A 21,628-nucleotide genomic window follows, 5' to 3' on the forward strand; every position below is an offset into this window, starting at 1 on the left:
GAGCAACATCGGAGAATTTCGCTATGCACTGGACCGACCGCCGCACGCGCTTCCGCGAAGTCCTGAACGGCAATCGCTGCGTTCATCCGGGATCGGTCTACGACGCAATCTCTGCGCGCATCGCCGAGGATCTCGGCTTCGAGCTCGGCATGTTCGCCGGTTCTGTCGCTTCGCTGACGGTGCTCGGCGCGCCCGACCTGATCGTGCTGACCCTGAGCGAATTCGCGCAGCAGGCCTACCGCATCAACCGCGCCGGCAAGCTGCCGCTGATGGTCGATGCCGACCACGGTTACGGCAATGCGCTGAACGTGAAGCGCACGGTCGAGGAGCTTGAGACCGCGGGCATCGGCGGCATGAGCATCGAGGACACCGAGCTGCCGACGCCGTTCGGCACGACCAAGCCGCGTCTCACGACCATCGCGGAGGGCGTCGGCAAGATGAAGGCTGCTCTCGCCGGACGTCAGGACCCACTGCTCGCGATCGCGGGCCGCACAAGTGCGATCCAGATCACCGGCATCGACGATGCCATCGCACGCGGCAAAGCCTACGAGGCAGCCGGCGTCGATGCGCTGTTCTTCGTCGGCATCAAGACCCGCGCCGAGCTCGACGCGATCTCGGCGGCGACGACCCTGCCGCTCATCATGGGCGGGGTGGCGGGCGAGCTCACCGACAAGGACTACCTCGCTGCCCGCCGTGTGCGCATCGCGCTGCAGGGCCATCAGCCTTTCGCGGCCGCCGTGAAGGCGACTTACGAGACGCTGAAGGCGCTGCGTGACGGCGTGCAGCCCGGCAAGCTGCAGGGGGTCGCCGATGCCGAGCTGATGAGGCGGGTCACGCGCGAGGCTGACTACACGGGATGGACCAAGGAGTTCCTGGGCGGCTGAGGGTGCTACAGAGTTTCGATCAGCTCGTTGCGGTCGATGTCGCAGTCGCGCAGGACCTTGCTCAGCAAACCGGGGCCAATCTCTTCTCTTCCATGGACGGGAACGACAGTTACCCGTCCATCAGCATGGCGAAGCAAGTGGTGACTTCCCTTGACGCAATTCCCGGCCCGAAACTGCCGGGAGACGTGTCATGCCGCGATTGACACGCGCTGAACGCCGACAAATTCCGGTGAGGTCGGAGTGTCGCCGGCTTCGAGGCAGGCCTCGATAGCCTCGCGAATGCGGACCATTAGTTCGTCGAGGGACCGCGCTTGAGTATGGCGGCCCGGCAAAGTCGGCACGCTTGCCACGTACCAGCCGTCCTCACCCGTCGGCATCGGCGTATTGTACGAATGGACGAACGGCTTTCTGGGTGGCGAAAGAAGGCCTTCTTACCCGCGAGCACTTGCCGTGCGCTTCTTCGGACGACCCACAACAGCCCGTGCGGCGGGGGATTTCCGGCGAGCGGGCCGACGCGGTTCGATGGCCATGGACAGCTTTACGCCAAGCGCGCGCAGCACGGCGCTGACTGTCTCGTAGCGCGGGTGCGCTCCGGCGCTCAGGGCCTTGTAAAGGCTTTCACGGCCCAGACCTGCACTCTTTGCGATTTTCGCGATGCCCTTTGCCCTGGCGACATCACTGAGGGCAAGGAGGAAGACCTCGGGATTGGGATCCTCGGCAGCTGCCGTCAGGTATTCCGCTATCACCGCATCGTTGTCGAGATAGTCTGCGGCATCAAACGGTGCGTAGGTGACTTTCATTCTCCACTCTCCTTCAGATCGCGCGCCAGACGAAGCGCTCGAGCGATGTCCTGCTTTTGGGTGGACTTGTCGCCGCCCCCGAGCAGTACATAGACAGTTGCTCCCCGCCGCACGAAGTAGACCCTGTATCCCGGTCCGACATGGATGCGCATCTCCGACACGCCCTCACCGACCGGCCGACAGTCGCCGAAATTTCCGAATATCGCGCTGCGCAGGCGCGCCGAGATGCGTGCCTTGCCCCTATCGTCCTTCAGCGCTTGCAGCCATCGATCGAAATCGGACGAACGGATGAAGACATTCATCGTTCGCATATGTATCCATTTGGATACGGCTCGGCAAGCTCACCCCGTCGGCACCAGCGTCACAGCCACGCTGTAGGTGTGCCGGCCGCCGCCGAGGATGACGCCGCGCAACGGGCTCACGTCGGAGAAGTCGCGGCCCCAGGCGATGGCGACGTGATCCTGGCTGGCGACGAGGTCGTTGGTCGGGTCGAGGTGGACCCAGCCCGCCTTTTCGCCACACCACACGGCAACCCAGGCGTGGCTGGCGTCGGCGCCGCGCAGCGCGGCCTCTTCCTTCGAATTGACGGTGCGAATGTAGCCCGAGACGTAACCCGCCGCGAGACCGTGGGCTCGGAGCGCCGCGATCATGACATGCGCAAAATCCTGGCAGACGCCGGCCTTGCCCTCGAACACCTCGTGCAAGGGGGTCGAGATGTCGGTGGCGCCGGGATGGTAGTCGAAATCGTTCTTGATGCGCGTGGTGAGGTCGCGCGCCGCTTCGAGGATGGGCCGGCGGGGGGTCAGGGATTCGGCGCCGTAAGCGCGCAAGGCGTCCTCGATCGGCACCAGCGGCGATTCATGGACGAATTCGCTGGCCTCGATCGGCGCGGGAAATCCCGCGCCGCCCAGTGCCTTGCGGATCTCCTCCCAGGGCGGAGTCTCCTTCTCCGGCGGCGGGTCGGGAAACTTCACCTCGATGTCCGCGCGCACCTCGATGTCGAAGCGCTGGTGCGGCTGGTCGAGACGGTAGATGTCGATCAGGTTGCCGAAATGGTCGACATGCTCCACGGCGAGCGCCGGCTGCGGATGCGTGACGATACCGATCGAGGTGACCTTCTGGCCGGGAAACGCTCGGGCCCGCAGATGTGCGATGTGGTGTGCGGAGTCGACACTGCTCGCGTAGGTGTAGGTCGTGCGGTGCGACAGCAGGTAATGCATCGCGTCAGCTCGCCGCCAGGGATGGCATCGAGCCGACGGCCTGCGCCATCGGGACATGACTGAAGTAGGCGCGGGTGATCGCCTCGGAAAGTTCCTCCAGCCGCTCTTGGCCGTCGGCGGCGATCTCGCGCAGTACGGCGAGCGCCAGCCCCTCGTGCCGCCACGACTTCTCCTCGCCGCTGAAGAGCTGAACGGCGCGGCCGAGGTCAGTGTCGAGCGAGGCCAGGATATCCGGCACCTTGGTACCGGACGCCCGACCCAGCCGCTCGAGATGATTTGTGATCGATCGAACCTGGAAGGCGAAGGCGCGAGGATTGCTGTCATCGAGCACCACCAGGTCGAGGACCGGCGCGGGCTGAAGCTGGCCGAGATAGCGCGTACGGTAGGTGATGGTGCTGTCGCACAGCTCGAGTGCGATGCGCATGGCGGCGTCCCAGTCGATCGGCGATTGCTGGAACGGGCCGAGCGCGGAGCCCAGCACGAACTGGCCGCGCTCGATGCGCCGGCCGAGATCGAGGAAAAGCCAGCCGGTGCCGCGCGTCATGTTCTCCTGGGCGAGACCGGAGAGCGTGGCGACGAAGCGCACGATATCGTCGAGCGCCGCCAGCAGCGGATCGAGGTTGCCGCGCGCGTTCAGAAGCCTGTTTCGGACTTCGCTCATCACCGGTCCGACCGCGGCGGTCATGTCGGGGGAGAAGCGATCGCGCAGGGTTCCCCCGAGGCGCCGGATATTGTCGAACACGGTGGCAAGGCCACGCCTCTCCGAGGCCACAGCCATCAGCCCCTGCTGGAACACCGCGCTCTCCGGCATGGCGAGCGCGGCCGACGGGGGCATCAGGTTGGCGCGATCGATCAGCTTGCCGAGCATCCGGAGCTCGACGCTTTCGCGTCCGCCGATCACGCCCTGCGTCACGCGCGTCGCGGTGGTGCGCAGCAGGCGCGCGTCGTTGTCGAGCCGCTCGATGTAGCGGCCGAGCCAGTAGAGGTTGTCGGCGACGCGGCTCTGCAGGTCGGCGCTGCCGCGATCGACGGCGAGCTGATGGAAGCGCCGGCTGGTCGGGATCTGCACGTCGGACGCATCCTCGGCCAGCACCCAGACGTCCTTCAACGTGCCGTTCAGGCGGCCAAGCTGCCGCAGCGCCGTATCGCCGGCTGGTTCGCGCGCCAGCCCTCCCGGCAGCACGCGATAGCCATCGCCATCGGCTACGACGAAGCAACGCAGCACGACAGCCGAGGGCACCAGCGCTCTGCCATCCCATTTCGGGTTGAGCGAGGGGGCGACGGGATACTGCGCCACGAACTGGCCCGGCTGGGCGGCGATCCGCTGCTCGAGCGCTTTGCGCTGGGGCGGTTCGAGCATGCCGACAACGATCGGCTCGCGGTCGTGGCCGAGGCAGGGCCGCACGATCATCGAATCGAGATGCGCCATCGCGAAGGCATAGGCGGTCGGCTCGCCCAGCCACCACACGTCGAGCGACGGAAGCTGCAGTGGCTGCCCGAGCACGTGCTGGCAGAGCCGTTCGAGGAACGGCATCACGGCCGGCGTCTCGACCAGGCCGGAGCCCAGCGCGTTGGCGAGCGAGATCTTGCCGGTGCGCGTTGCTTCCACGAGCCCGGTGACGCCGAGCGCGGAATCGGCCCGCAGCTCGAGCGGATCGGCGAATGCCGAGTCGAGCCGCCGCAGCAGCATATGGACCGGACGAAGGCCGGCCAGGGTCTTGATCAGGACCTCGCCGTCACGCGCGACCAGATCGCCGCCTTCGACCAGCGGCACGCCGAGCGCGCGCGCGAGATAGACGTGCTCGAAGTAGGTCGCCGAGAGCGAGCCGGGCGTCAGCACGGCCATGCTGGGCAGAGCGACGTCGGGCGGTGCGAGGCCCTCGAGCGCATTGTGCCAGCGGTCGACGAACGGCCGCAGATGACGCACCGGGATCGAGCGGAACGCCTCGGGCAGGCTGCGCGCCAGCACGCGGCGGATCTCGAGCGCATAGCCCACCCCCGATGGCATCTCGGTGTGGTCGGCGAGCACGTGCCAGCGGCCGTTGCTGAGACGAACCAGGTCGACGGCATACTGGCCGAGGTGGCGGACCGGCGGCCTGCCGTCGGTGACCCGGCAGGCGCGCAGGAAATGACGGTTGGCGTGGACCAGCATCGGCGGCAGCAGCCGCTCCGCGAGCAGAGTCTGCGGTCCGTAGAGGTCGCCCAGCATCGCGTCGAGCAGCCTGGCGCGCTGGATCAGGCCCGCTTCAAGCGCCGGCCATTCGTCGGGCGTGATGACGAAGGGCAGGGGATCGAACGTCCAGGACGGCTTGCCGCGGTCGTCGAGCAGGTTGAAGGTGGCGCCCGATTCCTCGAGCTGGCGCCGCGCACTTTCGACACGTTCGCTCAATCCGCCGCCCGGCAGGGCTCGAATCACGCTCAGTATCCCCTGCCAGTGGTAGCGAATCGACTTCTGGCCAGTAACCAGCTCGTCGTAAGCGCTCGCCGGCGAGGAAGAAAGGCCGCGCAACGACTCCATACAGTCCCTTTAGACCTCATGTTCCACTCCCCCGCTAGGGGGAGAGGCCGGGAGAAGGTGGGGCGACGTGCGTAACCCCCTCGCCCGCCCTCTCCCCCTATTGGGGGAGAGGAGGAAGAGAAGATGCCGTCGAGGTGCTCAAGCCCGCCGCAGATCGAGGGTCAGCGGGTGCTCGGGATTGTCGATTTGCCTCGGTTCGGGCGCCGGTCCACCGGTGAAGCCGATCGGGAAGAAGCGGGCGCGGCGGCGTGCCTCGGCCTCGTTGGCGTTGACCGGCATGCGGTCGTAGTTGCGGCCGCCGGGATGGGCGACGTGATAGGTGCAGCCGCCGATCGAGCGGCCGCTCCAGGTGTCGTGGATGTCGAAGGTGAGCGGCGCATGCACGCCGATGGTCGGATGCAGCGAGTTCGCCGCCGCCCAGGCGCGGTAGCGCACCCCTGCGACGTATTCGCCCGCGTTCCCGGTGGCGTGCAGCGGCAGGCGCCAACCATTGCAGGCGATGATGTGGCGCGCGTCGTTAAGCCCCTCGACCCTGACCTGCAGGCGCTCGACCGTGCTGTCGACATAGCGGACGGTGCCGCCGCCGCCGGGTTCTTCGCCCAGCACGTGCCAGGGCTCCAGGGCGTGGCGCAGCTCGAGCTCGACGCCACGCTGCGCGATTTCACCGATTCGCGGGAAGCGGAACTCGAAATGCGGCGCGAACCATTCGGGCTGGAAGCGGTAGCCGGCCGACTTGAGGTCGTCGAGCACGTCGGAGAAATCCTGCCAGACGAAATGCGGCAGCATGAAATCGTCGTGCAGCCGGGTGCCCCAGCGGCTCAATCTTTTCTCGTAGGGCCTCTGCCAGAAGGTCGAGACGATGCCGCGCAGCACCGCCTGCTGCGCCACGCTCATGCGCCAGTGCGGCGGCATCTCGAAGGCGCGCATCTCGAGCAGGCCGCGCCGGCCGGACGCAGCGTCGGGCGTAAACAGCTTGTCGATGCAGAATTCGGTGCGGTGCGTGTTGCCGGTCGCATCGACCAGCAGGTTGCGGAAGATGCGGTCGACCAGCCAGGGTGGCGTCTGGCGGCCAGGCTCGATCTGCCGGAAGGCGATCTCCAGCTCGTGCAGCGCGTCGTTGCGTGCCTCGTCGATGCGCGGATGCTGGCTGGTCGGGCCGATGAACAAGCCGGAGAACAGGTACGACAGCGACGGGTGGTTGAGCCAGTAGCCGAGCAGGCTCTTCAGCAGATCGGGCCGCTGCAGCAGCGGCGATTCCGGTGCGGACGGCCCGCCCAGGGTGATGTGATTGCCGCCGCCGGTGCCGGTATGGCGGCCGTCGATCATGAACTTCTGCGCGCCGAGCCGCGTGGTGCGCGCCTCTTCGTAGACGATCTCGGTCTTGTCGACGAGCTCGCGCCAGCCGGCCGACGGATGGATATTGACCTCGATCACGCCGGGATCGGGCGTGACGCTGAAGTGGTTGAGGCGCGCGTCGCCAACCGGCGGCGGATAGCCTTCGAGGAACACCGGCTGGCCGAGCTCCTGGGCCGTGTCCTCCACGGCCGCGACCAGCTCGAGATAGTCCTCGGTACGCTCGGTCGGTGGCATGAAGACATAGAGATGACCGTCGCGAGGCTCGAACGAGATCGCGGTGCGGACGATGCCGCTGGCCGAGGCGCCGACGCCAGGCTTGGGGCCCAAATCGGGCGCCAGTGCGCGGCGCCACGCTTCGCGGCGTGCGGCCTCGCCGTCGGCACCTGCGGTGGTGTCGGACGGCATGGCCTCGGCCTGGCGGCGTAGCACGGGCGCGCGGCGGAAGGCGTCGAGCGGCGGCAGCGCGGGGTAGCTGATCATCGGATCGGGTTCGCTCACCACGTCCATGTCACCGGGCGCAGCCCAGGGCAGCGAATCGAGCGGCAGGCGATAGCCGATCGGCGAGTCGCCGGGGATCAGGTAGCACTTCTCCGTGCGCAGGAACCACGGCCCGCTGCGCCACCGGCCGCGGCCGTTGGCTTCGCGCGCCACCGGCAGCACCGTGCCGACCGGCGTCTCGAGACCCTTCTCGAACACGCGGGCGATGCGTTCGCGCTCCATCGGATCGCGTGCCTTGCTGCCGTCGACCTCGACGTTCGACGGCAGCCGCCGCTCGCGCCACAGATAATACCAGGTGTCCTCGTAGGCATCGAACAGATAGCCGGGGCTGAGCTGCAGCCGTTCGGCGAACGCCTGCGCGAATTTCTGCGCGATTTCCGGGGTGGCGCCGGTCGGCTTGGACTCGAGTGCGGTGAGCGCCGGATTGCGCCAGATGACCTCGCCGTCCTTGCGCCAGAAGCAGCCCAGCGCCCAGCGTGGCAGCTGCTCACCGGGATACCATTTGCCCTGGCCGAAGTGCAGCAGCGACCCTTTGGAGAAGCGGTCGGCCAGCTTGCGGAACAGCACGCCGGCCAGGCGCCGCTTGTCCGGGCCGAGCGCCAGGGTGTTCCATTCCGCGCCGTCCATGTCGTCGATCGACACGAACGTCGGCTCGCCGCCCATGGTGAGCTTCAGCCCGGCCTTGGCGATGTCGCGCTCGATCGCCTCGCCGACGCCGAGCAGCTTCTCCCACTGTTCCTCGGTATAGGGCTTGGTGGTGCGCGGCGTCTCGCGCACGCGGCTCACCGACATCTCGTGGAAGAACTCCACTTCGCTCTCGTCGACCGCGCCCTCGATCGGCGCGGCGCTCGACGGTTCGGGCGTGCAGGCGAGCGGGATGTGGCCTTCGCCGGTCAGCAGGCCGGAAGTCGGGTCGAGGCCGATCCAGCCGGCGCCCGGCAGATAGACCTCGCACCAGGCATGGAGGTCGGTGAAATCGTGCGTGGGGCCCTCGGGACCTTCGAGCGGCTTCTCGTCCGGCGTGAGCTGAATCAGGTAGCCCGAGGCGAAGCGCGCCGCGAAGCCGAGATGGCGCAGGATGGTGACCAGTAGCCAGCCCGTGTCGCGGCACGAGCCCTTGGCCAGCTCCAGCGTCTGCTCGCAGCTCTGCACGCCCGGTTCGAGGCGCACAATATAGCCGATCTCGCTCTGCAGGCGCGCATTGAGGCCGACAACGAAATCGATCGTGCGCTGCTTCTTGCGCTCGACCTTGGCCAGCCAGGCCGTCAGGAGAGCCCCCGCCGGTTCCAGCTTGCGGAAGGGCGCGATCTCCTCGGCGAGCGAGGGGTCGTAGGCGAACGGCCATTCCTCGGCCGACGGTTCGAGGAAGAAGTCGAACGGGTTGATCACCGACATGTCGGCGACGAGGTCGACTGTCACCTCGAACTTGGTCGTCTTCTCCGGAAACACCAGCCGCGCAAGGTGATTGCCCTGCGGATCCTGCTGCCAGTTGATGAAATGGTCCTTCGGCTCGACCTTGAGCGCATAGGACAGGATCGGCGTGCGGCTATGGGGGGCAGGACGCAACCGTACGATCTGCGGCCCAAGTGACACCGGCCGGTCATAGAGGTAGGTCGTTCGATGATGCAACGCGACGTGGATGCTCATGACGGCCCAATTTGTTTCGCTCCCCAGTACACTTAGCAAGTGACATGCCAGCGTCAAACGTCTTGATTCATCCCATGACCAACCTCTTCGATCTTTCGGGCAAGGTTGCCCTCGTAACCGGCGGCAGCCGGGGCCTCGGTTACCAGATGGTGAAGGCCTTCGCCGCCCATGGTGCCGATATCTTCATCACCAGCCGCAAGCTCGACGCCTGCGAAAAAGTGGCGGCCGAGGTGAGGGCGATGGGCCGGCGGGCGTCGACCTATGCCTGCAATGTCGCCAACTGGCAGGAGCTGGAAGGGCTGGCGGATGCTGCCTATGCCGCCTTCGGCAAGGTCGACATCCTGGTCAACAATGCCGGGTCGTCACCGCTTGCCCCGTCGTCGCTGGAGACGTCGGAGCAGCTCTTCGACCGCATCGTGTCGCTCAATTTCAAGGCTCCGTTCCGCCTGATGTCGCTGGTCGGCAGCCGCATGGCGGCGGGCGACGGAGGCTCGATCATCAACATCAGCAGCGCCGGCGCACTCCGGCCGCGCCCGTCGATTGCGCCCTATGCCGGCGCCAAGGCGGCACTCAACGCCCTGACCGAGGCCTTCGCCTTCGAATATGGACCCAAGGTGCGGGTCAACACGATTTCGCCCGGCCGGTTCCTCACCGACGTGAGCAAGGCGTGGAGCGAGGAGCACAAGCTCAACGCGACGGCGGCGCTGAAGCGCAGCGGCCGGCCCGAAGAGATCGTGACAGCGGCGCTCTATCTGGCGTCGAATGCATCGAGCTTCACCACGGCCTCGCTGGTCCGTGTCGACGGAGGAATTGCCTGAGGCCGGGCCAAGCGAGAGGCTACGGTCAGGGACTGTTGCGGGAGGATTATTGAGATGAAGATGAAAGCTGGAGTGCTCACCGTGTGCGGTGCGCCGCGTCCGTTCGCCAAGTCGAAGCCCATCCATGTGCTCGAGGTCGAGCTCGATCCGCCGGGTGAGGGCGAGGTGCTGGTCAAGGTCGGCGGTGCCGGGCTCTGCCACTCCGACCTGTCGCTGATCAACGGCGACCGGCCGCGGCCGGTGCCGATCGTGCTGGGTCATGAAGGCTCGGGCGAGATCGTCGAGGTCGGCGCTGGCGTGCACGACGTCAAGGTCGGCGACCATGTCTGCTTCACCTTCAATGTCTCGTGCGGCCGCTGCCGGCGCTGCCTCGAAGGCCGGCCCTATATCTGCGAGCGTTCGGTCACGCCGCGCGCGGCGGGACAGCTTCTCTCGGGCCATCACCGGCTGCATCACGACGGCAAGGCGGTGAACCACCAGTCGGGCGTGTCGTGCTACGCCGAATATGCCGTGGTCGATCGCGGCTCGGTCGTGGTGATCGATCAGTCGCTGCCGCTCGACCTCGCCGCCCTGTTCGGCTGCGCCGTCGTGACCGGCGTCGGCGCCGTGGTCAACACCGCGCAGATCCAGCCCGGCAGCACGGTCGCCATCGTCGGCCTGGGCGGCGTCGGCCTCAGCGGCCTTCTCGGTGCGGTGCTCGCCGGCGCCGGCCGCATCGTTGCCATCGATCTCTCCGACGACAAGCTCGGCCTCGCCCGCCAGCTCGGCGCGACCGATACGGTCAATGCAAAGGACGCCGATCACGTGACGCAGGTGCGCGACCTGACCAACGGCGGCGTCGACTATGCCTTCGATCTTGCCGGCACCATCAAGGCGATGGAGACGGCCTATCTCGTGACGCGCTGGGGCGGCACGACGGTGACGGCGGGCCTGTCGCCGATCGCCGCCGACTTCTCCTTCAGGCAGAGCCAGCTGGTCAGCGAGGAGAAGACGATCAAGGGCTCCTACATGGGAAGCTGCGTGCCGGTGCGCGACATCCCGCGCTTCATCGCGCTCTACCAGCAGGGCAAGCTGCCGGTCGACCGCATGGTCTCCAGCCGCATCGGCTTCAACGAGCTGAACGAGGGATTCGACCGGTTGCAGGAGGTGGCCACGGTGCGCCAGATCCTCGTCCCGCACGGATGATCGCCAACTTCGCTGCTGCCACCTTCATGGTGGTGCTGACCGTCACGGTCCATTTCTTCGGATTGCTGGGGCTGCTCTGGTTCCTGCGGGAGCACGGCCATCGCCTTCCCCCGCGGGAAAAACTGATGGGACAGGGTCTGTCGATTCTTTTCGTCGTGCTCGGCCTGGTGGCGATCCATACCGCCGAGATCTGGCTCTACGCCTGGGCCTTTCTGGCGGTCGGGGCGTTGGCGGACTTCGAATCGGCGCTCTATTTTTCGACCACCAGCTTCACGACCATTGGTTATGGCGATGTCGTGCTCGACCGGCACTGGCGGCTGTTCGGCGCCATCGAGGGTGCCAACGGTCTGCTGCTGTTCGGATGGTCGACGGCCTTCCTGTTTTCTGTGATTGGCCGGCTGCGTGCTTTGGAGCACGACTGGCTCGAGGGCTCGTGATGCCATCTCGCGTAGCACCGTCGGCGAAGCAGGCTCCATACGACAGAATACGGCGGGCCTGAGCCCGCCGTATTCGATCCGGTTTGGTCGAGCTACCTTATCTGGATCGAGAAGCCCGGCGTGTTGTTGTAGTAGACAACCGGCGGAGGCTGGTACCCGTAGTTGTACGGCGTGGCATATACCACCGGCGGCGGCCGGTACTGGTAACCGTAGGTGCGGTTGTTGTTATAGTTTCGGTTGTTGTTGTTGTTGTGCCAGCGATTGTCCTCGTGCCAGCGGCCATCGCCGTCCCAGCGGGCGCTTGCGGGCAGGGCGAGGGCGCCAGAAGCAGCGATCGCCAGGGCGAGCGCCAGTGTTATGCGACCGATCATGATGGCGTCCCCCTAGCCGCGCTGAGCGGGCTTCGGGCCGAAGCTGTCGAACACGCCGTCGGCATTCTTCTTCTGGTCGGCGGGCATGGAGTCGTACAGCGTCTTGAACGCCGCGCTCAGGTTCTTCAGCCCGTCGAGATTGGCCTGGCTGAACTCCTGGTAGGTCTTGAGATCGTCGACGGCGTTCATGTTTGCCATCTTGCCTTGCTTCTCCTGGACGAGCTTTTCCATCGAAGCGGCGTTCTCGCGCATCGCCTTGGCGACGCCGTCCCATTTGCTCTCCTGGTCCGGCGTGATCTTGAGGGCGGTCTTCAACGTCGAGATGCGCTGCTCGACCGTCTCGGGCTTGCTCGAGGTCGCGGCAGTGGCCGCCGGCGGCTTGCCGCCGTCCTTCGGGGTGGCGGCAGTCTGGGCCGATGCCTGGCCGAGCAGTCCCAGCGTCAGGGATGCGCCGACCAGGGTTGCGAGCGCGAGCGAGCGGCCCACGTGCTTCGAGGACGAGGTCATTTTGAATTCCTTTTCCAAACGGAAATGGCCGCTGTCGCGGGTGGACGACAGCGGCTGTAGGATTCAAACGACCTCGTGCCCTCGAGGGTTCCCCTTCGTCAGCGAATCCCGAAGCCCATGCGATTGAGCGCTTCCCGCAGCCGCTCGCGACCGTTCATCGACTTGATGGGCCCCAGCCGGTTCAGGACACGCTGGGTCCAGGTCCCGGCCTGCATTTCCTGCCGGGCCGAGAATTGCATCATCTCGGCATCGTGCGCCTGGCGATGGGCGTCGGCATTCGAGGCATCGTAGCGCTCGTGGTGCAGCATCATCGCCTGCGGCATGCGCGGCTTGACCTCGCCTATCGCTTGCTCGGTCGCATAGCCGACGCACAGGCCGAACAGGACGAAGCATTGCGGCGGCAGGCCGAGCAGGTCGGCGACCTTCTCCGGCTCGTTGCGCATGGCGCCGATATAGACCGTGCTGAGCCCCATCGACTCGGCCGCCACCACGGCGTTCTGCGCGGCGAGGGCGACATCGACGCTGGCGACCAGGAAAGTCTCGAGCCAGGGCATGGTCTCGAACTCGACCTTCTCGGACCTGGAGATCGCGGCATTGCGAGCCATGTCGGTGACCCAGCACAGATAGAGCGGGCACTGCTCGATGTGCTTCTGGTTGCCGGCCCACTCGGCCAGCTTCTTCTTCTTTTCGGGGTCGGTGATGGCGACGACCGAGGTCCACTGCATGTTCGAGCTGGTGGCGGCCGACTGGGCCGCGGCGATCATCGTCTCGAGTGTGCCGGGCGGGACGGGATCGGGCTTGTAGCCGCGCACCGACCGGTGATCGAGCATCGTGGCGATCACCTCGTTCCACGGCCCGGCGGGCGGCACCGAGGCGGCGCCATAGCGGCGGACCAGCGCCTCCTTCTGGGAAGAGGTGGCGGGGGTTATCGAGTCCATGTCGGAGTACCTTCGGGTTTGCGGCGTGTCATGGCCGTTACCATTGCCAGCAAGATGAATACCACGACGATGGCATAGATCGTCCGCGGCTGGCCGTGGTCCATCAGCCAGGCATAGATCAGCGGCGCGACCATGCCGCCGAGGTTGAAGCCGGTGGTGACGAAGCCGAACACCTTGCCGAACGAGCCGGGCGGCGTGACGGCGCGCACCATCATGTCGCGCGACGGCTGGATCATGCCGTTCAGCAGGCCGCCCAGCGACATCACGAAGATCAGCACGGCGGCCGGCATGTCGACCCAGCCGAGCAGCACCGCCATGGTCGAGGTGCAGGCGAAGCCCACCGCCGCGACCCTCTCGTGATGCGGCGTGCGGTCGGCGACGATCCCGCCGAGCAGCACGCCGGCTGCGCTGAACAGCAGGAAGCCCGACAGGCCGATGTTGGCAACCTCCGCCGAGGTGCCGTGGATCGCGCCCAGCGACACCACCGCGAAGGTCTGGATGCCGCCATTGGCCATGGCGAGGCAGAAGAAGAACAGCAGGTTGCGCAGGATCGGGCCGCTGAGCAGGAGGTCCCATCCGACCTTGGCGTCGCCCGGCTTGCCCGCGCCGGGCGCGGCCTTGCGCGGCGCGCGCGGCAGCACGCTGCCGGCCACCAGCAGCAGCAGCGCCGCGGCAAAGGACAGGATCGCTGCGCAGATGAAGCCGCCGTTCCAGCCCCACAAGGCCACCGCGGCGATGACCAGGGCAGGCGTCACGCCGCTGCCGAGATAGCCCGCGAAGGTATGGATCGAGAACGCCTTGCCGATGCGCTTGCCGTCCACCGTGGCCGACAGGATCGAATAGTCGGCCGGGTGATAGACGGTGTTGGCGATGCCGAGCAGCGCGTAGCCGATCAGGAAGAACCAGTAGCCCGGCAGCAGGGCCGCGACGCAGATCGCGACGCCGCTCAGGATGAGTCCGCCGGTCAGCATGACCCGCGCGCCGATACGGTCGACGAGGAAGCCGGCCGGAGTCTGCAGCAGCGCCGACATGACGTTGTAGGCGGTGAGCGCGAGCGCGATCTCGGTGTAGCCGACGCCGAAATGATCCTTCACCAGAAGGAAGATCGGTGGGAGCAGCATGATGTAGACGTGGCTGACGAAGTGCGCGACCGCCACGATCGAGATGACCTTGGCATCGCGGAGCCAGTTGGCGTCGGCCGCGGCGTGGAGCGGTTCACTCGTCGACGACATTGACCTGCAAAGTCCCGATTCCGGAGATCTCGACCTCGAGCTTGTCGCCGCCCTTCATCCACAGCGGCGGCTTGCGTCCCAGGCCGACGCCGTCGGGCGTGCCGGTAGCAATGATGTCGCCCGGCTCCAGCACCGTGAAGGTCGAGACATATTCGATGATGGTGGCGACATCGAAGATCATGTGATCGGTCGTGTCGCGCTGGACCTCGGCGCCGTTGAGGCGGGTCACCAGCGTCAGCGCCTGCGGATCGGGGATGACGTCGGTCGTGACCATCCAGGGGCCGAGCGGCCCGGTGCCGGGGAAGTTCTTGCCCGCGGTCACCGAATGTTTCTGGAAGTCGCGCACACTGACATCGAGGAAGCAGGTGTATCCCGCGATCACCGACAGCGCGCTGGCGCGCGGTACATGCCGGCAGCGCTCGCCGATCACGATCGCGAGCTCGCCCTCGAAATCGAAATTGGTCGAGGCGGACGGCCGGATGATGTTGCCGCCGTGCGGCACGAGCGTGTTGTGCAGGCGCGCGAAGATGCTGGGCACGGTGGGCAGCGCGCGCCCGACCTCGCCGACATGGCTCGCATAGTTGAGGCCGACGCACAGGATCTTGTCCGGGTTCGGAATCACCGGCAGCAGTTCGACCTCGTCGAGCCTGAAGTCGGCCGCCGCATTCCGCGTCGCCGCGGCGGCGTCGGCCAGCCCCTTGCCCGCAATGGCGTCGCGCAGGCTCGGCCAGCGCGCGCTGAGATCGACGATGCCACCGTCGACGAACACGCCGAACTTCGAAGTGTCCGCATGGCGAAAACTGACCAACCGCATGTAAAAAGCAATACTCTCAGTGCCCGCATGTTGTCATGCGCCGATCCGCCGTCAGATAAGCGCCTGCCGAGGAAGAGACGAACGAGCGCAATGGAGCATACCGCTAGGAGTATGACCGCAGACCGGCAAACCTGCCGCTCAGGACATCTTTGGCGCCAGCCCGATCCGGGTGCCCGCATAGTCGATCAGGAGCCGATTGAACAAGAAGGTGATGCCGCCGACATTCATGCCCTGCTCACCCTCCAGGTAGAAGGCCTTCTCGCACGCCACGGCGGTGAGGCGTTGCGGCGGCAGAGCGCTGGTGTCGATCGTGTAGGCATAGGTTCCGGAGCCGCTCGCCGCCGCGAGGCTGATCTGCAGGGGATCGCTGATGCAGTTGCAGTTCTTCGAGCTGCCGGTCCAGCTCGGACAGGCAACCGGATCGGGCCACGTCTTGGGCCAGACATAACCGTCCGGGTCGCTCAGGATGACGGGTCCGCCACCGGTGTCGATCATCGCAATCAGCGGGGAGACGGTGCCCGGCCAGCCTGTCGGCGTGCCGCCAATCCCAAACGAGGTCGGCACGACCGACATCCATGCCTTATGGGGGATGGTGCTGAGCAACGTGTAGCCGGGCGGCAGGGCGGTATGCATCACGAGCCTCGACCCTCGGCGCACCAGGATGTCCGCCGTGCTCGAGAGCATCGTCGCTGCCTCCTCGAAGATGATCTCGGCGTATCGGTAGTCGGTTCCGTAGGAAAGCGGGCTCTGCAGGACAACGTTAGGCAGGGGCTTGTTCCAAGGGTGCGACGAACCCCACGGATGGATTCTTCCCATGCCGAAATTGCTCTCCGGCGTATCCTTCTTGCTCTTGGGTGTGCAGGCATAGAACACGCAATTATCTATCTGATAGACCCCACCATCGGTTGCAACAATCTGCAGTGGGCCTTGCACGACGTTCGCCGGGCAACTCGTAAACGGCGACAGCGCCGTCCCGAGGATGGTGTATCCCGGCACACCAACCAGCTCATCGCCGTTGGGAATGATCATGTTGTTGTTGCCGGAGTCCACCAGCAGCGACGCCGTGATCGGATTGCCGCTCTGGTTGGGGAATTGCACATCGATATAGGAGTCGAAGTTTCCCGATTTCGACAAGGTGGTGAGCGCAATCGAGAACGACGCCCCGGCCGCGATGGGTCTGCCCGCTCTCTTCGGCTGGCCTGCGGTGAGGGCTGCAATCTTGCTGCGCACGAGGTCGTTGTCCTGGTCGGTGGTGATCAGCGGCGGATGCAATGCTGGCGGTGAGAGGAACATCGGGGATCCCTTCGTGGTGTCTCAGCTTCCTCAGTCTCTCTTTTCCGTCACACTAGTCTTGTTCGGCTTCTTGCCGGCATTGCGGACCCTGGTACGGCCTGCCTCCAGCGGTCCTCGAAGACGACATCGGCGAGAGCGTATCGACAGATCGCTCCGTCGGTTGATCGATGTGACGCGCACCGTGACACATTCAAAGATGGCATGCCATTTCGGTCTCCTCATCTCGAGGTTTCCCTATTGCGGGAACATTCTCAGCCACACTCGATCTGCATGTGCGCGGCTGGGAGTGGTCCTCACTGCACGCGCATGCAATTACTTTGTCCTGTAACTCATAGTGCACGCCCCTGACGGGGTTCCGAATACCCGGCGGTCATGGGCTGTTCTCGGCCGTCAGGCAAGCGTCCGGCGCGGAGGGGGCGAATAGGCGCAATCGGCGAGAGACGTGGCGTCGAGTTCCTTCAGGAACGCTTCGCGCGCCGCCGCCAGCTTCTTCTTGAGGCGGCAGCGCGGGGTGAGCACGCAGCTGCCGCCATCGGCGCGAAAGCACTCGACGAGAGGCTGGTCCTCCTCCAGGTCGCGCACGACCTCGCCCAGGGTGATCGCGCCTGCCGGTCGCGCGAGCGCGAAGCCGCCGCCCGCGCCGCGTTGGGTCCGCACATAGCCCGCTTCCGCCAGCCGGCGCACGACCTTGACCAGGTGATGGCGCGAAATGGCGAACTCGCTTGCGATCTCGTCGGTCGTGAACGAGCGGTCGGGCTCGCCGGCGAGGCGCATCAGGGCGCGCAGCCCGAAATCGGTGAACGCCGTGAGGCGCATTGTCACTCCGTCCAATCAGGCATTGTGAATACCACTTTGGCAGCCCTAAATAGACATTATGAATACTACTTCGAATTTCGCCGAGGTGCACGCCCAATCCATGGCCCGCCTCGGCCTCGACGAGGCGGCGATCCACCGTCTCGTGCACGGCTTCTATGCCGAGGTGCGCCAGGACGCGCTTCTTGGACCGATATTCGCTTCGAAGATCGCCGATTGGGACGAGCATCTCGAGCGGATGTGCCGCTTCTGGTCGTCGGTGGCGATGATGTCGGGCACCTATCACGGCAATCCGATGGCCAGGCACATCGCCCTGCCGGTCGATGCCGAGCATTTCGACCGCTGGCTCGCGCTGTTCGAAGCGGCGGCGACGAAGACCTGCGCGCCCGACGCGGCGGCCCATGTCATCGAGCGCGCGCGGCGCATCGCCCGCAGTTTCGAGCTCGGCATCGCGGTCCACGCCGGCGCCCTGCCGGCCCGGGGACAACGCTTCCATCGCCGCACCACCAGTCCTGTCCAGCAAGGAGACCTGTCATGACCACGCCTGCCAACGATCTGTTTGCCCGCCACGCCACAGTCGGCGAGATCGCCGCCGCTTTGCCGGGCGCCACCGATGTTTTCCGCCGGTTCGGGATGGACTTCTGCTGCAAGGGGAACGTGGCGCTGGAGGACTCGGCGCGACAGCGTGGGGTCGACGTGGCGGAGGTCGAGCGGGCTCTGTCCGCGCTCGGCTGCGCCAGCGACGGCGAGGCGGTGCCGACGGCGACTACGGCACTGATCGATCACATCGTCGCGCACTACCACGAGACTCATCGGCGCGAGTTGCCGGAACTGATCCGGCTCGCCCAGCAGGTGGAGAAGGTCCATGCCGGAAAGGCGGGCGTGCCGGCCGGCCTCGCTGCCTTGCTGGAGCGGATGGCATCGGAGCTGGAGCAGCACATGTGCAAGGAAGAGCTGATCCTGTTCCCGGCCATGAGGCTGCAGGGCGGCGGTGTCCGGCTCGACGCGCCGATTGCCTGCATGCGCCACGAGCACGACGACCACGGCGAGCATCTCCGCGAGCTCGATGCGCTCACCAACGGTATCACCCTCCCGCCCGGTGCCTGCCGGACGTGGCAAGCGCTCTATGCCGGCCTCGCCAAGCTCAACGAGGACCTGATGCAGCACATCCACCTCGAGAACAACGTACTGTTCCCGCGCTTCTCGACCTGAAGGGCAGCTTCAGGCAATCAGCTTCGCGAGCGCCTTGGACAGGCCAATGCTGTCGACAGGCGCCGCCTTCGACAGTTGGCCGGTTCGGGCCTTGGCAGGCTTTTGCGCGGCGAGGCTCTCGGCCATGGAGATTGCGCAGGCGACGCCGTCGAGCAGCGGGACCTCGACCTTGCTCGCGAGCTTGGCTGCGAGACCGGCGAGGCCGGCGCCGCCCAGGATCACGACGTCGGCGCGATCCTCCGTCACGCAGGCCTGGCAACCAGCGGCGAGCAGCGCCATCGCAGCCTCCGGATCGCGCGCGATATCCGCGCCGGTCGGCGCCACGGTGCGCACCGAGGCCAGCCGGGAGGAGAGACCCATGCCGGCAACGAAGTCCTCGAGCATCGACTGCCAGCGCTCGCCGCCGGTTACGATCGAGAAGCGCCCGCCGAGCGCACAGGCCTGCAGGATCGACGCGTCGGCCATGCCGACCACCGGCACCGGGCTGATCTCCTTCAGCGCCGCGAGGCCGGGATCACCGAAGCAGGCGAGTACGACGGCGTCCTTGTGGCCTTCGTCGTTTGCCAATGCGTCGACCGCCGCGTGACTGGCGATCGCGTAGCCGACACGCGAGGCGATGTAGCGCGGCCCGAACGCGCCCGACACGGCACGCAGCGTGGTGCCTCCCGAGGCGAAGGTCTTGGCCGTCTTCAGTACGAGGTCGGTGATCGACGTGGTCGTGTTGGGATTGATGAGAAGGATTTCGGTCATGGCTGGGACCGCGCCACTCCAGTGGCGCCTCCTATTTGGTTGGCGAGTACGGCGGAGGAGGGTTCGTACCCTCTGCGTGCCGCTTCTTCGGCCTCTGTGGGCCATTCGTGAATGTAAATGAATCGTATAGATGAATGCATCTGTTGGGCAATTGCTCGTCGCCGCAATACAATTCTTGTTGGAAAAGCGATACCTATACCGCCTGAGTGGTGCGAACGTACGCGCGAAGTGTGAGATGCGCCGGCCAAGGGTGTAGGTCTCAAGCGGGCTACTTTTTGCCCGAAGCTACCATCGCATTGAATGTACTGATCGCACTCTTCACGCTAGAGACTTACGCGGGAGACACGCACTAGGGGCGATTACTCACAGTGGTTATGTGATTGTCCGCCTCAATCACGAAGCTCTCTTTGGCTACTCTCGAGCCACGGCTGATAGGTTCTAATAGGTTGTTGCTTGACAAAGAATGCAACTAACGAGAGAATAACAAAAGTTGAGGCGGGGGCTTCATGGATATTGTTAGGGCAATCCTTCTTACGGCGATGCTTGCCGCCCTCTGGGGCTGCTCGCCGTACGGCTATTCCAGTCAAATCGGCGACCTAGACAAGAGCGTCACCGGTCTCGCCAATTCGGTTAAGTCTGGTCACGAGGCGCTGATCTCTGACACCACGAACGGGCGCAATCTCGACCTGATCTATCGTCAGCGGCCGGTGGCCCTGTCACCGAGCTGCACGCCTGGCACGGTGCGGTCGAGCCCCAAGGATCTGCCGTGCGCAGCCTATAAGGTCGGCGGCAGCCCCGAAGAGCTGGCTGATCCATCTCCGATTCCGCCGAAGCTCAAAGCTATGCTTGCCGGCCTGAAGGACTATACCGCCGCGCTGGCGGCGGTCACCAAAGCGAGCGACAGGACCGATTTCACCACCGCCGTCGGCAAACTTTCGGCCTCGGCTTCGGCGTTCGTCGGCGCGGCGGCAGGACCCGGCACGGTCGTGGCGCCGATCGTCGCGGCCGGCATCAACCTGGCCGGTTGGCTGGTCGGTACCAGCCTCGACATCCAGCGCTTCCAGGCGCTCCGCGATGCGGTCAATCGCGTCGACAAGCCCGTCGCGCCGACCAACGAAAAGCCGATGGACATCTTCGCCGCCGAGTTGAGCGTCCACCTGACCAGCTTGGTCGGCAAACGACGCACCCGGCTCTACCTCGCCGCCCACGTAATTCGCGCCGAGCTTGGGCCCGGACTCGGCCCGGAAACCTACAAGGCGCGCCTTGCCGACCTCGGAGCGGTGCTGGCGACGTACGAAGGCCTGCGTCTCAGCGATCCCGAAGGCGCCGCCAAAGCGCTGCCTGCCGCACATGCGGCCCTGGTCGAGGCTGTCAACAACCCCAAGTTGGATATCGGCGCCCTGATGCAGGCGCTCGGCGATCTCAAGGACAAGGTGACGGCCCTCGAGACGGCGATCGCCGCCGCGTCGACGCCGGCGAAAGCCGCCGCGACAAACAGCAAGTGAGGAGGCTGAATCATGGCAAACGTTGCTACCGTGGCCGAGGTCGTTGCCCAGGCGAAGCTGGCGGCCAATGAGTTCGACGGCCCGATCAAGAGGGGCACCGCCGTCCAACAGCCGTCGCCCGAGCTGGTGCAAAGCATTGCGGACATGGGCACGAAGCAGACAGACATCCTGGATGCTGCCGAGCAGCAGATCCTGGACAATCCGGCCTTCGATGCCGCCCTCTCCGCACTCAAGACCGCGACCGAGAATCTCAACAAGACTGCGCAGGTCATGACCAACGCAACGGCGATAGTGAACAAGGTGAATTCCCTGCTCGGCTTTGGAACCGATGCCGTCGGCGCCATCCAAACGGTCTTCAAGCCGAAGTGATGGGCGTTTGACGGCACAGGTTGCCGTTCCAGCAGAACGTTGTGGAGGCGCGAATGTTGACCGAGGAGCAAGCCCACCTGATCGTCCACAGCAGCATCACCGCGGCGGGGGGGAAGGAGCGGGACGAGGTGGTAAGTCTCCCCAGCGGCTCGAACCTGGAAGCGGCCGGCATCAAGAAGGACATGTTCGGCAGGTTTGTCATGACGATCGTTTCGGATCCCAAAGTCGGCGTCCGGCGCTTCGAGCACAGGATAGATCCCAATATCATCGCCGGGCTGGGTGACGAGGCGTCGATCGCCGATCTCACCGACCGGATCTTGAAGCTCGCGGCCGGCAAGATGTGCAGCAATCCCAGCACGCCACACTCGCAGAAATGCTGTCCCTATCCAGCCACCTGCCCGGTTTGCGGAGCGCCTGTCCGATAGATCACTGCGTTGGGGAGCGGGGAAGGAGACCGAGAC

The 21,628-nt window shown here is 65.7% G+C and carries 23 protein-coding genes; 9 read left to right on the forward strand and 14 right to left on the reverse strand.

The annotated features are described in order from the left end of the window. Positions 1-23: 23 nt before the first annotated feature. Entirely contained in the window at positions 24-884 is an 861-nt protein-coding gene (locus ACQY8M_RS09150; protein ID WP_428671058.1) for an isocitrate lyase/PEP mutase family protein, read from the forward strand. A gap of 5 nt (positions 885-889) precedes the next feature. Here ACQY8M_RS09150 and ACQY8M_RS09155 read toward each other — a convergent pair whose 3' ends face one another. The 6 genes from ACQY8M_RS09155 to ACQY8M_RS09180 all read right to left on the reverse strand — a co-directional run bounded on the left by ACQY8M_RS09155 (position 890) and on the right by ACQY8M_RS09180 (position 8,923). Then, positions 890-1,021, reverse strand: a complete 132-nt coding sequence (locus tag ACQY8M_RS09155) for a type II toxin-antitoxin system HicA family toxin (protein ID WP_428671060.1) — start codon at positions 1,019-1,021, stop codon at positions 890-892. A 294-nt stretch (positions 1,022-1,315) separates the two neighbouring features. Beyond that, entirely contained in the window at positions 1,316-1,684 is a 369-nt protein-coding gene (locus tag ACQY8M_RS09160) for an addiction module antidote protein (RefSeq protein WP_428671062.1), read from the reverse strand. Beyond that, entirely contained in the window at positions 1,681-1,986 is a 306-nt protein-coding gene (locus ACQY8M_RS09165; RefSeq protein WP_428671064.1) for a type II toxin-antitoxin system RelE/ParE family toxin, read from the reverse strand. The genes ACQY8M_RS09160 and ACQY8M_RS09165 overlap by 4 nt, the downstream gene beginning before the upstream one ends. A 39-nt stretch (positions 1,987-2,025) precedes the next feature. Beyond that, positions 2,026-2,904, reverse strand: a complete 879-nt coding sequence (locus tag ACQY8M_RS09170; protein WP_428671066.1) for a transglutaminase family protein — start codon at positions 2,902-2,904, stop codon at positions 2,026-2,028. Between the two features lie 4 nt (positions 2,905-2,908). Further along, the gene (locus ACQY8M_RS09175) at positions 2,909-5,422 is read right to left on the reverse strand and encodes a circularly permuted type 2 ATP-grasp protein (protein WP_428671068.1); all 2,514 of its coding nucleotides are present in this window, start codon (positions 5,420-5,422) and stop codon (positions 2,909-2,911) included. 138 nt (positions 5,423-5,560) lie between these two features. Beyond that, the gene (locus ACQY8M_RS09180) at positions 5,561-8,923 is read right to left on the reverse strand and encodes a DUF2126 domain-containing protein (RefSeq protein ID WP_428671070.1); all 3,363 of its coding nucleotides are present in this window, start codon (positions 8,921-8,923) and stop codon (positions 5,561-5,563) included. Positions 8,924-8,997: 74 nt separating this feature from the next. Here ACQY8M_RS09180 and ACQY8M_RS09185 point away from each other — a divergent pair, with 74 nt between their 5' ends. Genes ACQY8M_RS09185 through ACQY8M_RS09195 form a run of 3 tightly spaced genes read left to right on the forward strand, consistent with a single transcriptional unit; the run spans position 8,998 to position 11,363 of the window. Further along, on the forward strand, positions 8,998-9,741 hold the full coding sequence (locus ACQY8M_RS09185; protein ID WP_428671072.1) for an SDR family NAD(P)-dependent oxidoreductase: 744 nt from the start codon (positions 8,998-9,000) through the stop codon (positions 9,739-9,741). A gap of 54 nt (positions 9,742-9,795) precedes the next feature. Next, a complete protein-coding gene (locus ACQY8M_RS09190) occupies positions 9,796-10,926 on the forward strand; it encodes a zinc-binding dehydrogenase (protein WP_428671074.1) in 1,131 nt (376 codons plus the stop codon). Next, the gene (locus tag ACQY8M_RS09195; RefSeq protein ID WP_428671076.1) at positions 10,923-11,363 is read left to right on the forward strand and encodes a potassium channel family protein; all 441 of its coding nucleotides are present in this window, start codon (positions 10,923-10,925) and stop codon (positions 11,361-11,363) included. Before ACQY8M_RS09190 ends, ACQY8M_RS09195 begins: the two co-directional genes overlap by 4 nt. A gap of 92 nt (positions 11,364-11,455) precedes the next feature. Here the strand turns inward: ACQY8M_RS09195 and ACQY8M_RS09200 are convergent, their stop codons facing one another. From ACQY8M_RS09200 to ACQY8M_RS09230, 7 genes are all read right to left on the reverse strand, one after another. Further along, the gene (locus ACQY8M_RS09200; protein WP_428671078.1) at positions 11,456-11,734 is read right to left on the reverse strand and encodes a hypothetical protein; all 279 of its coding nucleotides are present in this window, start codon (positions 11,732-11,734) and stop codon (positions 11,456-11,458) included. A 12-nt stretch (positions 11,735-11,746) separates the two neighbouring features. Continuing rightward, on the reverse strand, positions 11,747-12,241 hold the full coding sequence (locus ACQY8M_RS09205) for a Spy/CpxP family protein refolding chaperone (RefSeq protein WP_428671080.1): 495 nt from the start codon (positions 12,239-12,241) through the stop codon (positions 11,747-11,749). Between the two features lie 98 nt (positions 12,242-12,339). Next, positions 12,340-13,179 carry an NADPH-dependent oxidoreductase gene (locus tag ACQY8M_RS09210; protein ID WP_428671082.1) on the reverse strand — a complete coding sequence of 280 codons (840 nt, stop codon included), beginning with the start codon at positions 13,177-13,179 and terminating at the stop codon, positions 12,340-12,342. Further along, positions 13,167-14,411, reverse strand: coding sequence for an MFS transporter (locus ACQY8M_RS09215; protein ID WP_428671084.1), 1,245 nt, complete (start codon positions 14,409-14,411; stop codon positions 13,167-13,169). The genes ACQY8M_RS09210 and ACQY8M_RS09215 overlap by 13 nt, the downstream gene beginning before the upstream one ends. Next, positions 14,395-15,225, reverse strand: a complete 831-nt coding sequence (locus ACQY8M_RS09220; protein ID WP_428671087.1) for a fumarylacetoacetate hydrolase family protein — start codon at positions 15,223-15,225, stop codon at positions 14,395-14,397. Before ACQY8M_RS09220 ends, ACQY8M_RS09215 begins: the two co-directional genes overlap by 17 nt. Before the next feature lie 138 nt (positions 15,226-15,363). Continuing rightward, on the reverse strand, positions 15,364-16,518 hold the full coding sequence (locus tag ACQY8M_RS09225; protein ID WP_428671089.1) for a hypothetical protein: 1,155 nt from the start codon (positions 16,516-16,518) through the stop codon (positions 15,364-15,366). A 390-nt stretch (positions 16,519-16,908) separates the two neighbouring features. Beyond that, complete coding sequence (locus ACQY8M_RS09230; protein ID WP_428671091.1) at positions 16,909-17,334, reverse strand: RrF2 family transcriptional regulator; 426 nt, start codon at positions 17,332-17,334, stop codon at positions 16,909-16,911. 58 nt (positions 17,335-17,392) lie between these two features. Between ACQY8M_RS09230 and ACQY8M_RS09235 the strand changes: the two genes are divergently transcribed. Beyond that, entirely contained in the window at positions 17,393-17,869 is a 477-nt protein-coding gene (locus ACQY8M_RS09235) for a group III truncated hemoglobin (RefSeq protein ID WP_428671094.1), read from the forward strand. Further along, positions 17,866-18,543, forward strand: coding sequence for an iron-sulfur cluster repair protein YtfE (gene ytfE, locus ACQY8M_RS09240; protein ID WP_428671096.1), 678 nt, complete (start codon positions 17,866-17,868; stop codon positions 18,541-18,543). The genes ACQY8M_RS09235 and ytfE overlap by 4 nt, the downstream gene beginning before the upstream one ends. A 9-nt stretch (positions 18,544-18,552) precedes the next feature. Here the strand turns inward: ytfE and ACQY8M_RS09245 are convergent, their stop codons facing one another. Continuing rightward, a complete protein-coding gene (locus ACQY8M_RS09245) occupies positions 18,553-19,293 on the reverse strand; it encodes an aspartate/glutamate racemase family protein (RefSeq protein ID WP_428671098.1) in 741 nt (246 codons plus the stop codon). A gap of 506 nt (positions 19,294-19,799) precedes the next feature. On the opposite strand from ACQY8M_RS09245, the gene ACQY8M_RS09250 reads away from it, so the two are divergent. Genes ACQY8M_RS09250 through ACQY8M_RS09260 form a run of 3 tightly spaced genes read left to right on the forward strand, consistent with a single transcriptional unit; the run spans position 19,800 to position 21,592 of the window. Beyond that, entirely contained in the window at positions 19,800-20,798 is a 999-nt protein-coding gene (locus ACQY8M_RS09250) for a hypothetical protein (protein ID WP_428671100.1), read from the forward strand. 12 nt (positions 20,799-20,810) lie between these two features. Then, on the forward strand, positions 20,811-21,167 hold the full coding sequence (locus ACQY8M_RS09255) for a hypothetical protein (RefSeq protein WP_428671102.1): 357 nt from the start codon (positions 20,811-20,813) through the stop codon (positions 21,165-21,167). A gap of 53 nt (positions 21,168-21,220) precedes the next feature. Further along, complete coding sequence (locus ACQY8M_RS09260) at positions 21,221-21,592, forward strand: hypothetical protein (RefSeq protein WP_428671103.1); 372 nt, start codon at positions 21,221-21,223, stop codon at positions 21,590-21,592. The last annotated feature ends 36 nt before the right edge of the window (positions 21,593-21,628 follow it).

Source organism: Reyranella sp., assembly GCF_965279465.1.
In the GTDB taxonomy this organism is placed as follows: Bacteria; Pseudomonadota; Alphaproteobacteria; order Reyranellales; family Reyranellaceae; genus Reyranella.

Excerpts from the sequence above, each read along its gene's own strand:
- ACQY8M_RS09220 (WP_428671087.1), bottom strand. The coding sequence starts at position 15,225 with ATGCGGTTGGTCAGTTTTCGCCATGCGGACACTTCGAAGTTCGGCGTG.
- ACQY8M_RS09245 (WP_428671098.1), bottom strand. The coding sequence starts at position 19,293 with ATGACCGAAATCCTTCTCATCAATCCCAACACGACCACGTCGATCACC.
- ACQY8M_RS09225 (WP_428671089.1), bottom strand. The coding sequence starts at position 16,518 with ATGTTCCTCTCACCGCCAGCATTGCATCCGCCGCTGATCACCACCGAC.
- ACQY8M_RS09170 (WP_428671066.1), bottom strand. The coding sequence starts at position 2,904 with ATGCATTACCTGCTGTCGCACCGCACGACCTACACCTACGCGAGCAGT.
- ACQY8M_RS09230 (WP_428671091.1), bottom strand. The coding sequence starts at position 17,334 with ATGCGCCTCACGGCGTTCACCGATTTCGGGCTGCGCGCCCTGATGCGC.
- ACQY8M_RS09260 (WP_428671103.1), top strand. The coding sequence starts at position 21,221 with ATGTTGACCGAGGAGCAAGCCCACCTGATCGTCCACAGCAGCATCACC.
- ACQY8M_RS09200 (WP_428671078.1), bottom strand. The coding sequence starts at position 11,734 with ATGATCGGTCGCATAACACTGGCGCTCGCCCTGGCGATCGCTGCTTCT.
- ACQY8M_RS09190 (WP_428671074.1), top strand. The coding sequence starts at position 9,796 with ATGAAGATGAAAGCTGGAGTGCTCACCGTGTGCGGTGCGCCGCGTCCG.
- ACQY8M_RS09235 (WP_428671094.1), top strand. The coding sequence starts at position 17,393 with ATGAATACTACTTCGAATTTCGCCGAGGTGCACGCCCAATCCATGGCC.
- ACQY8M_RS09180 (WP_428671070.1), bottom strand. The coding sequence starts at position 8,923 with ATGAGCATCCACGTCGCGTTGCATCATCGAACGACCTACCTCTATGAC.
- ACQY8M_RS09165 (WP_428671064.1), bottom strand. The coding sequence starts at position 1,986 with ATGAATGTCTTCATCCGTTCGTCCGATTTCGATCGATGGCTGCAAGCG.
- ytfE (WP_428671096.1), top strand. The coding sequence starts at position 17,866 with ATGACCACGCCTGCCAACGATCTGTTTGCCCGCCACGCCACAGTCGGC.
- ACQY8M_RS09150 (WP_428671058.1), top strand. The coding sequence starts at position 24 with ATGCACTGGACCGACCGCCGCACGCGCTTCCGCGAAGTCCTGAACGGC.
- ACQY8M_RS09205 (WP_428671080.1), bottom strand. The coding sequence starts at position 12,241 with ATGACCTCGTCCTCGAAGCACGTGGGCCGCTCGCTCGCGCTCGCAACC.
- ACQY8M_RS09185 (WP_428671072.1), top strand. The coding sequence starts at position 8,998 with ATGACCAACCTCTTCGATCTTTCGGGCAAGGTTGCCCTCGTAACCGGC.
- ACQY8M_RS09195 (WP_428671076.1), top strand. The coding sequence starts at position 10,923 with ATGATCGCCAACTTCGCTGCTGCCACCTTCATGGTGGTGCTGACCGTC.
- ACQY8M_RS09250 (WP_428671100.1), top strand. The coding sequence starts at position 19,800 with ATGGATATTGTTAGGGCAATCCTTCTTACGGCGATGCTTGCCGCCCTC.
- ACQY8M_RS09175 (WP_428671068.1), bottom strand. The coding sequence starts at position 5,422 with ATGGAGTCGTTGCGCGGCCTTTCTTCCTCGCCGGCGAGCGCTTACGAC.
- ACQY8M_RS09210 (WP_428671082.1), bottom strand. The coding sequence starts at position 13,179 with ATGGACTCGATAACCCCCGCCACCTCTTCCCAGAAGGAGGCGCTGGTC.
- ACQY8M_RS09215 (WP_428671084.1), bottom strand. The coding sequence starts at position 14,411 with ATGTCGTCGACGAGTGAACCGCTCCACGCCGCGGCCGACGCCAACTGG.
- ACQY8M_RS09160 (WP_428671062.1), bottom strand. The coding sequence starts at position 1,684 with ATGAAAGTCACCTACGCACCGTTTGATGCCGCAGACTATCTCGACAAC.
- ACQY8M_RS09255 (WP_428671102.1), top strand. The coding sequence starts at position 20,811 with ATGGCAAACGTTGCTACCGTGGCCGAGGTCGTTGCCCAGGCGAAGCTG.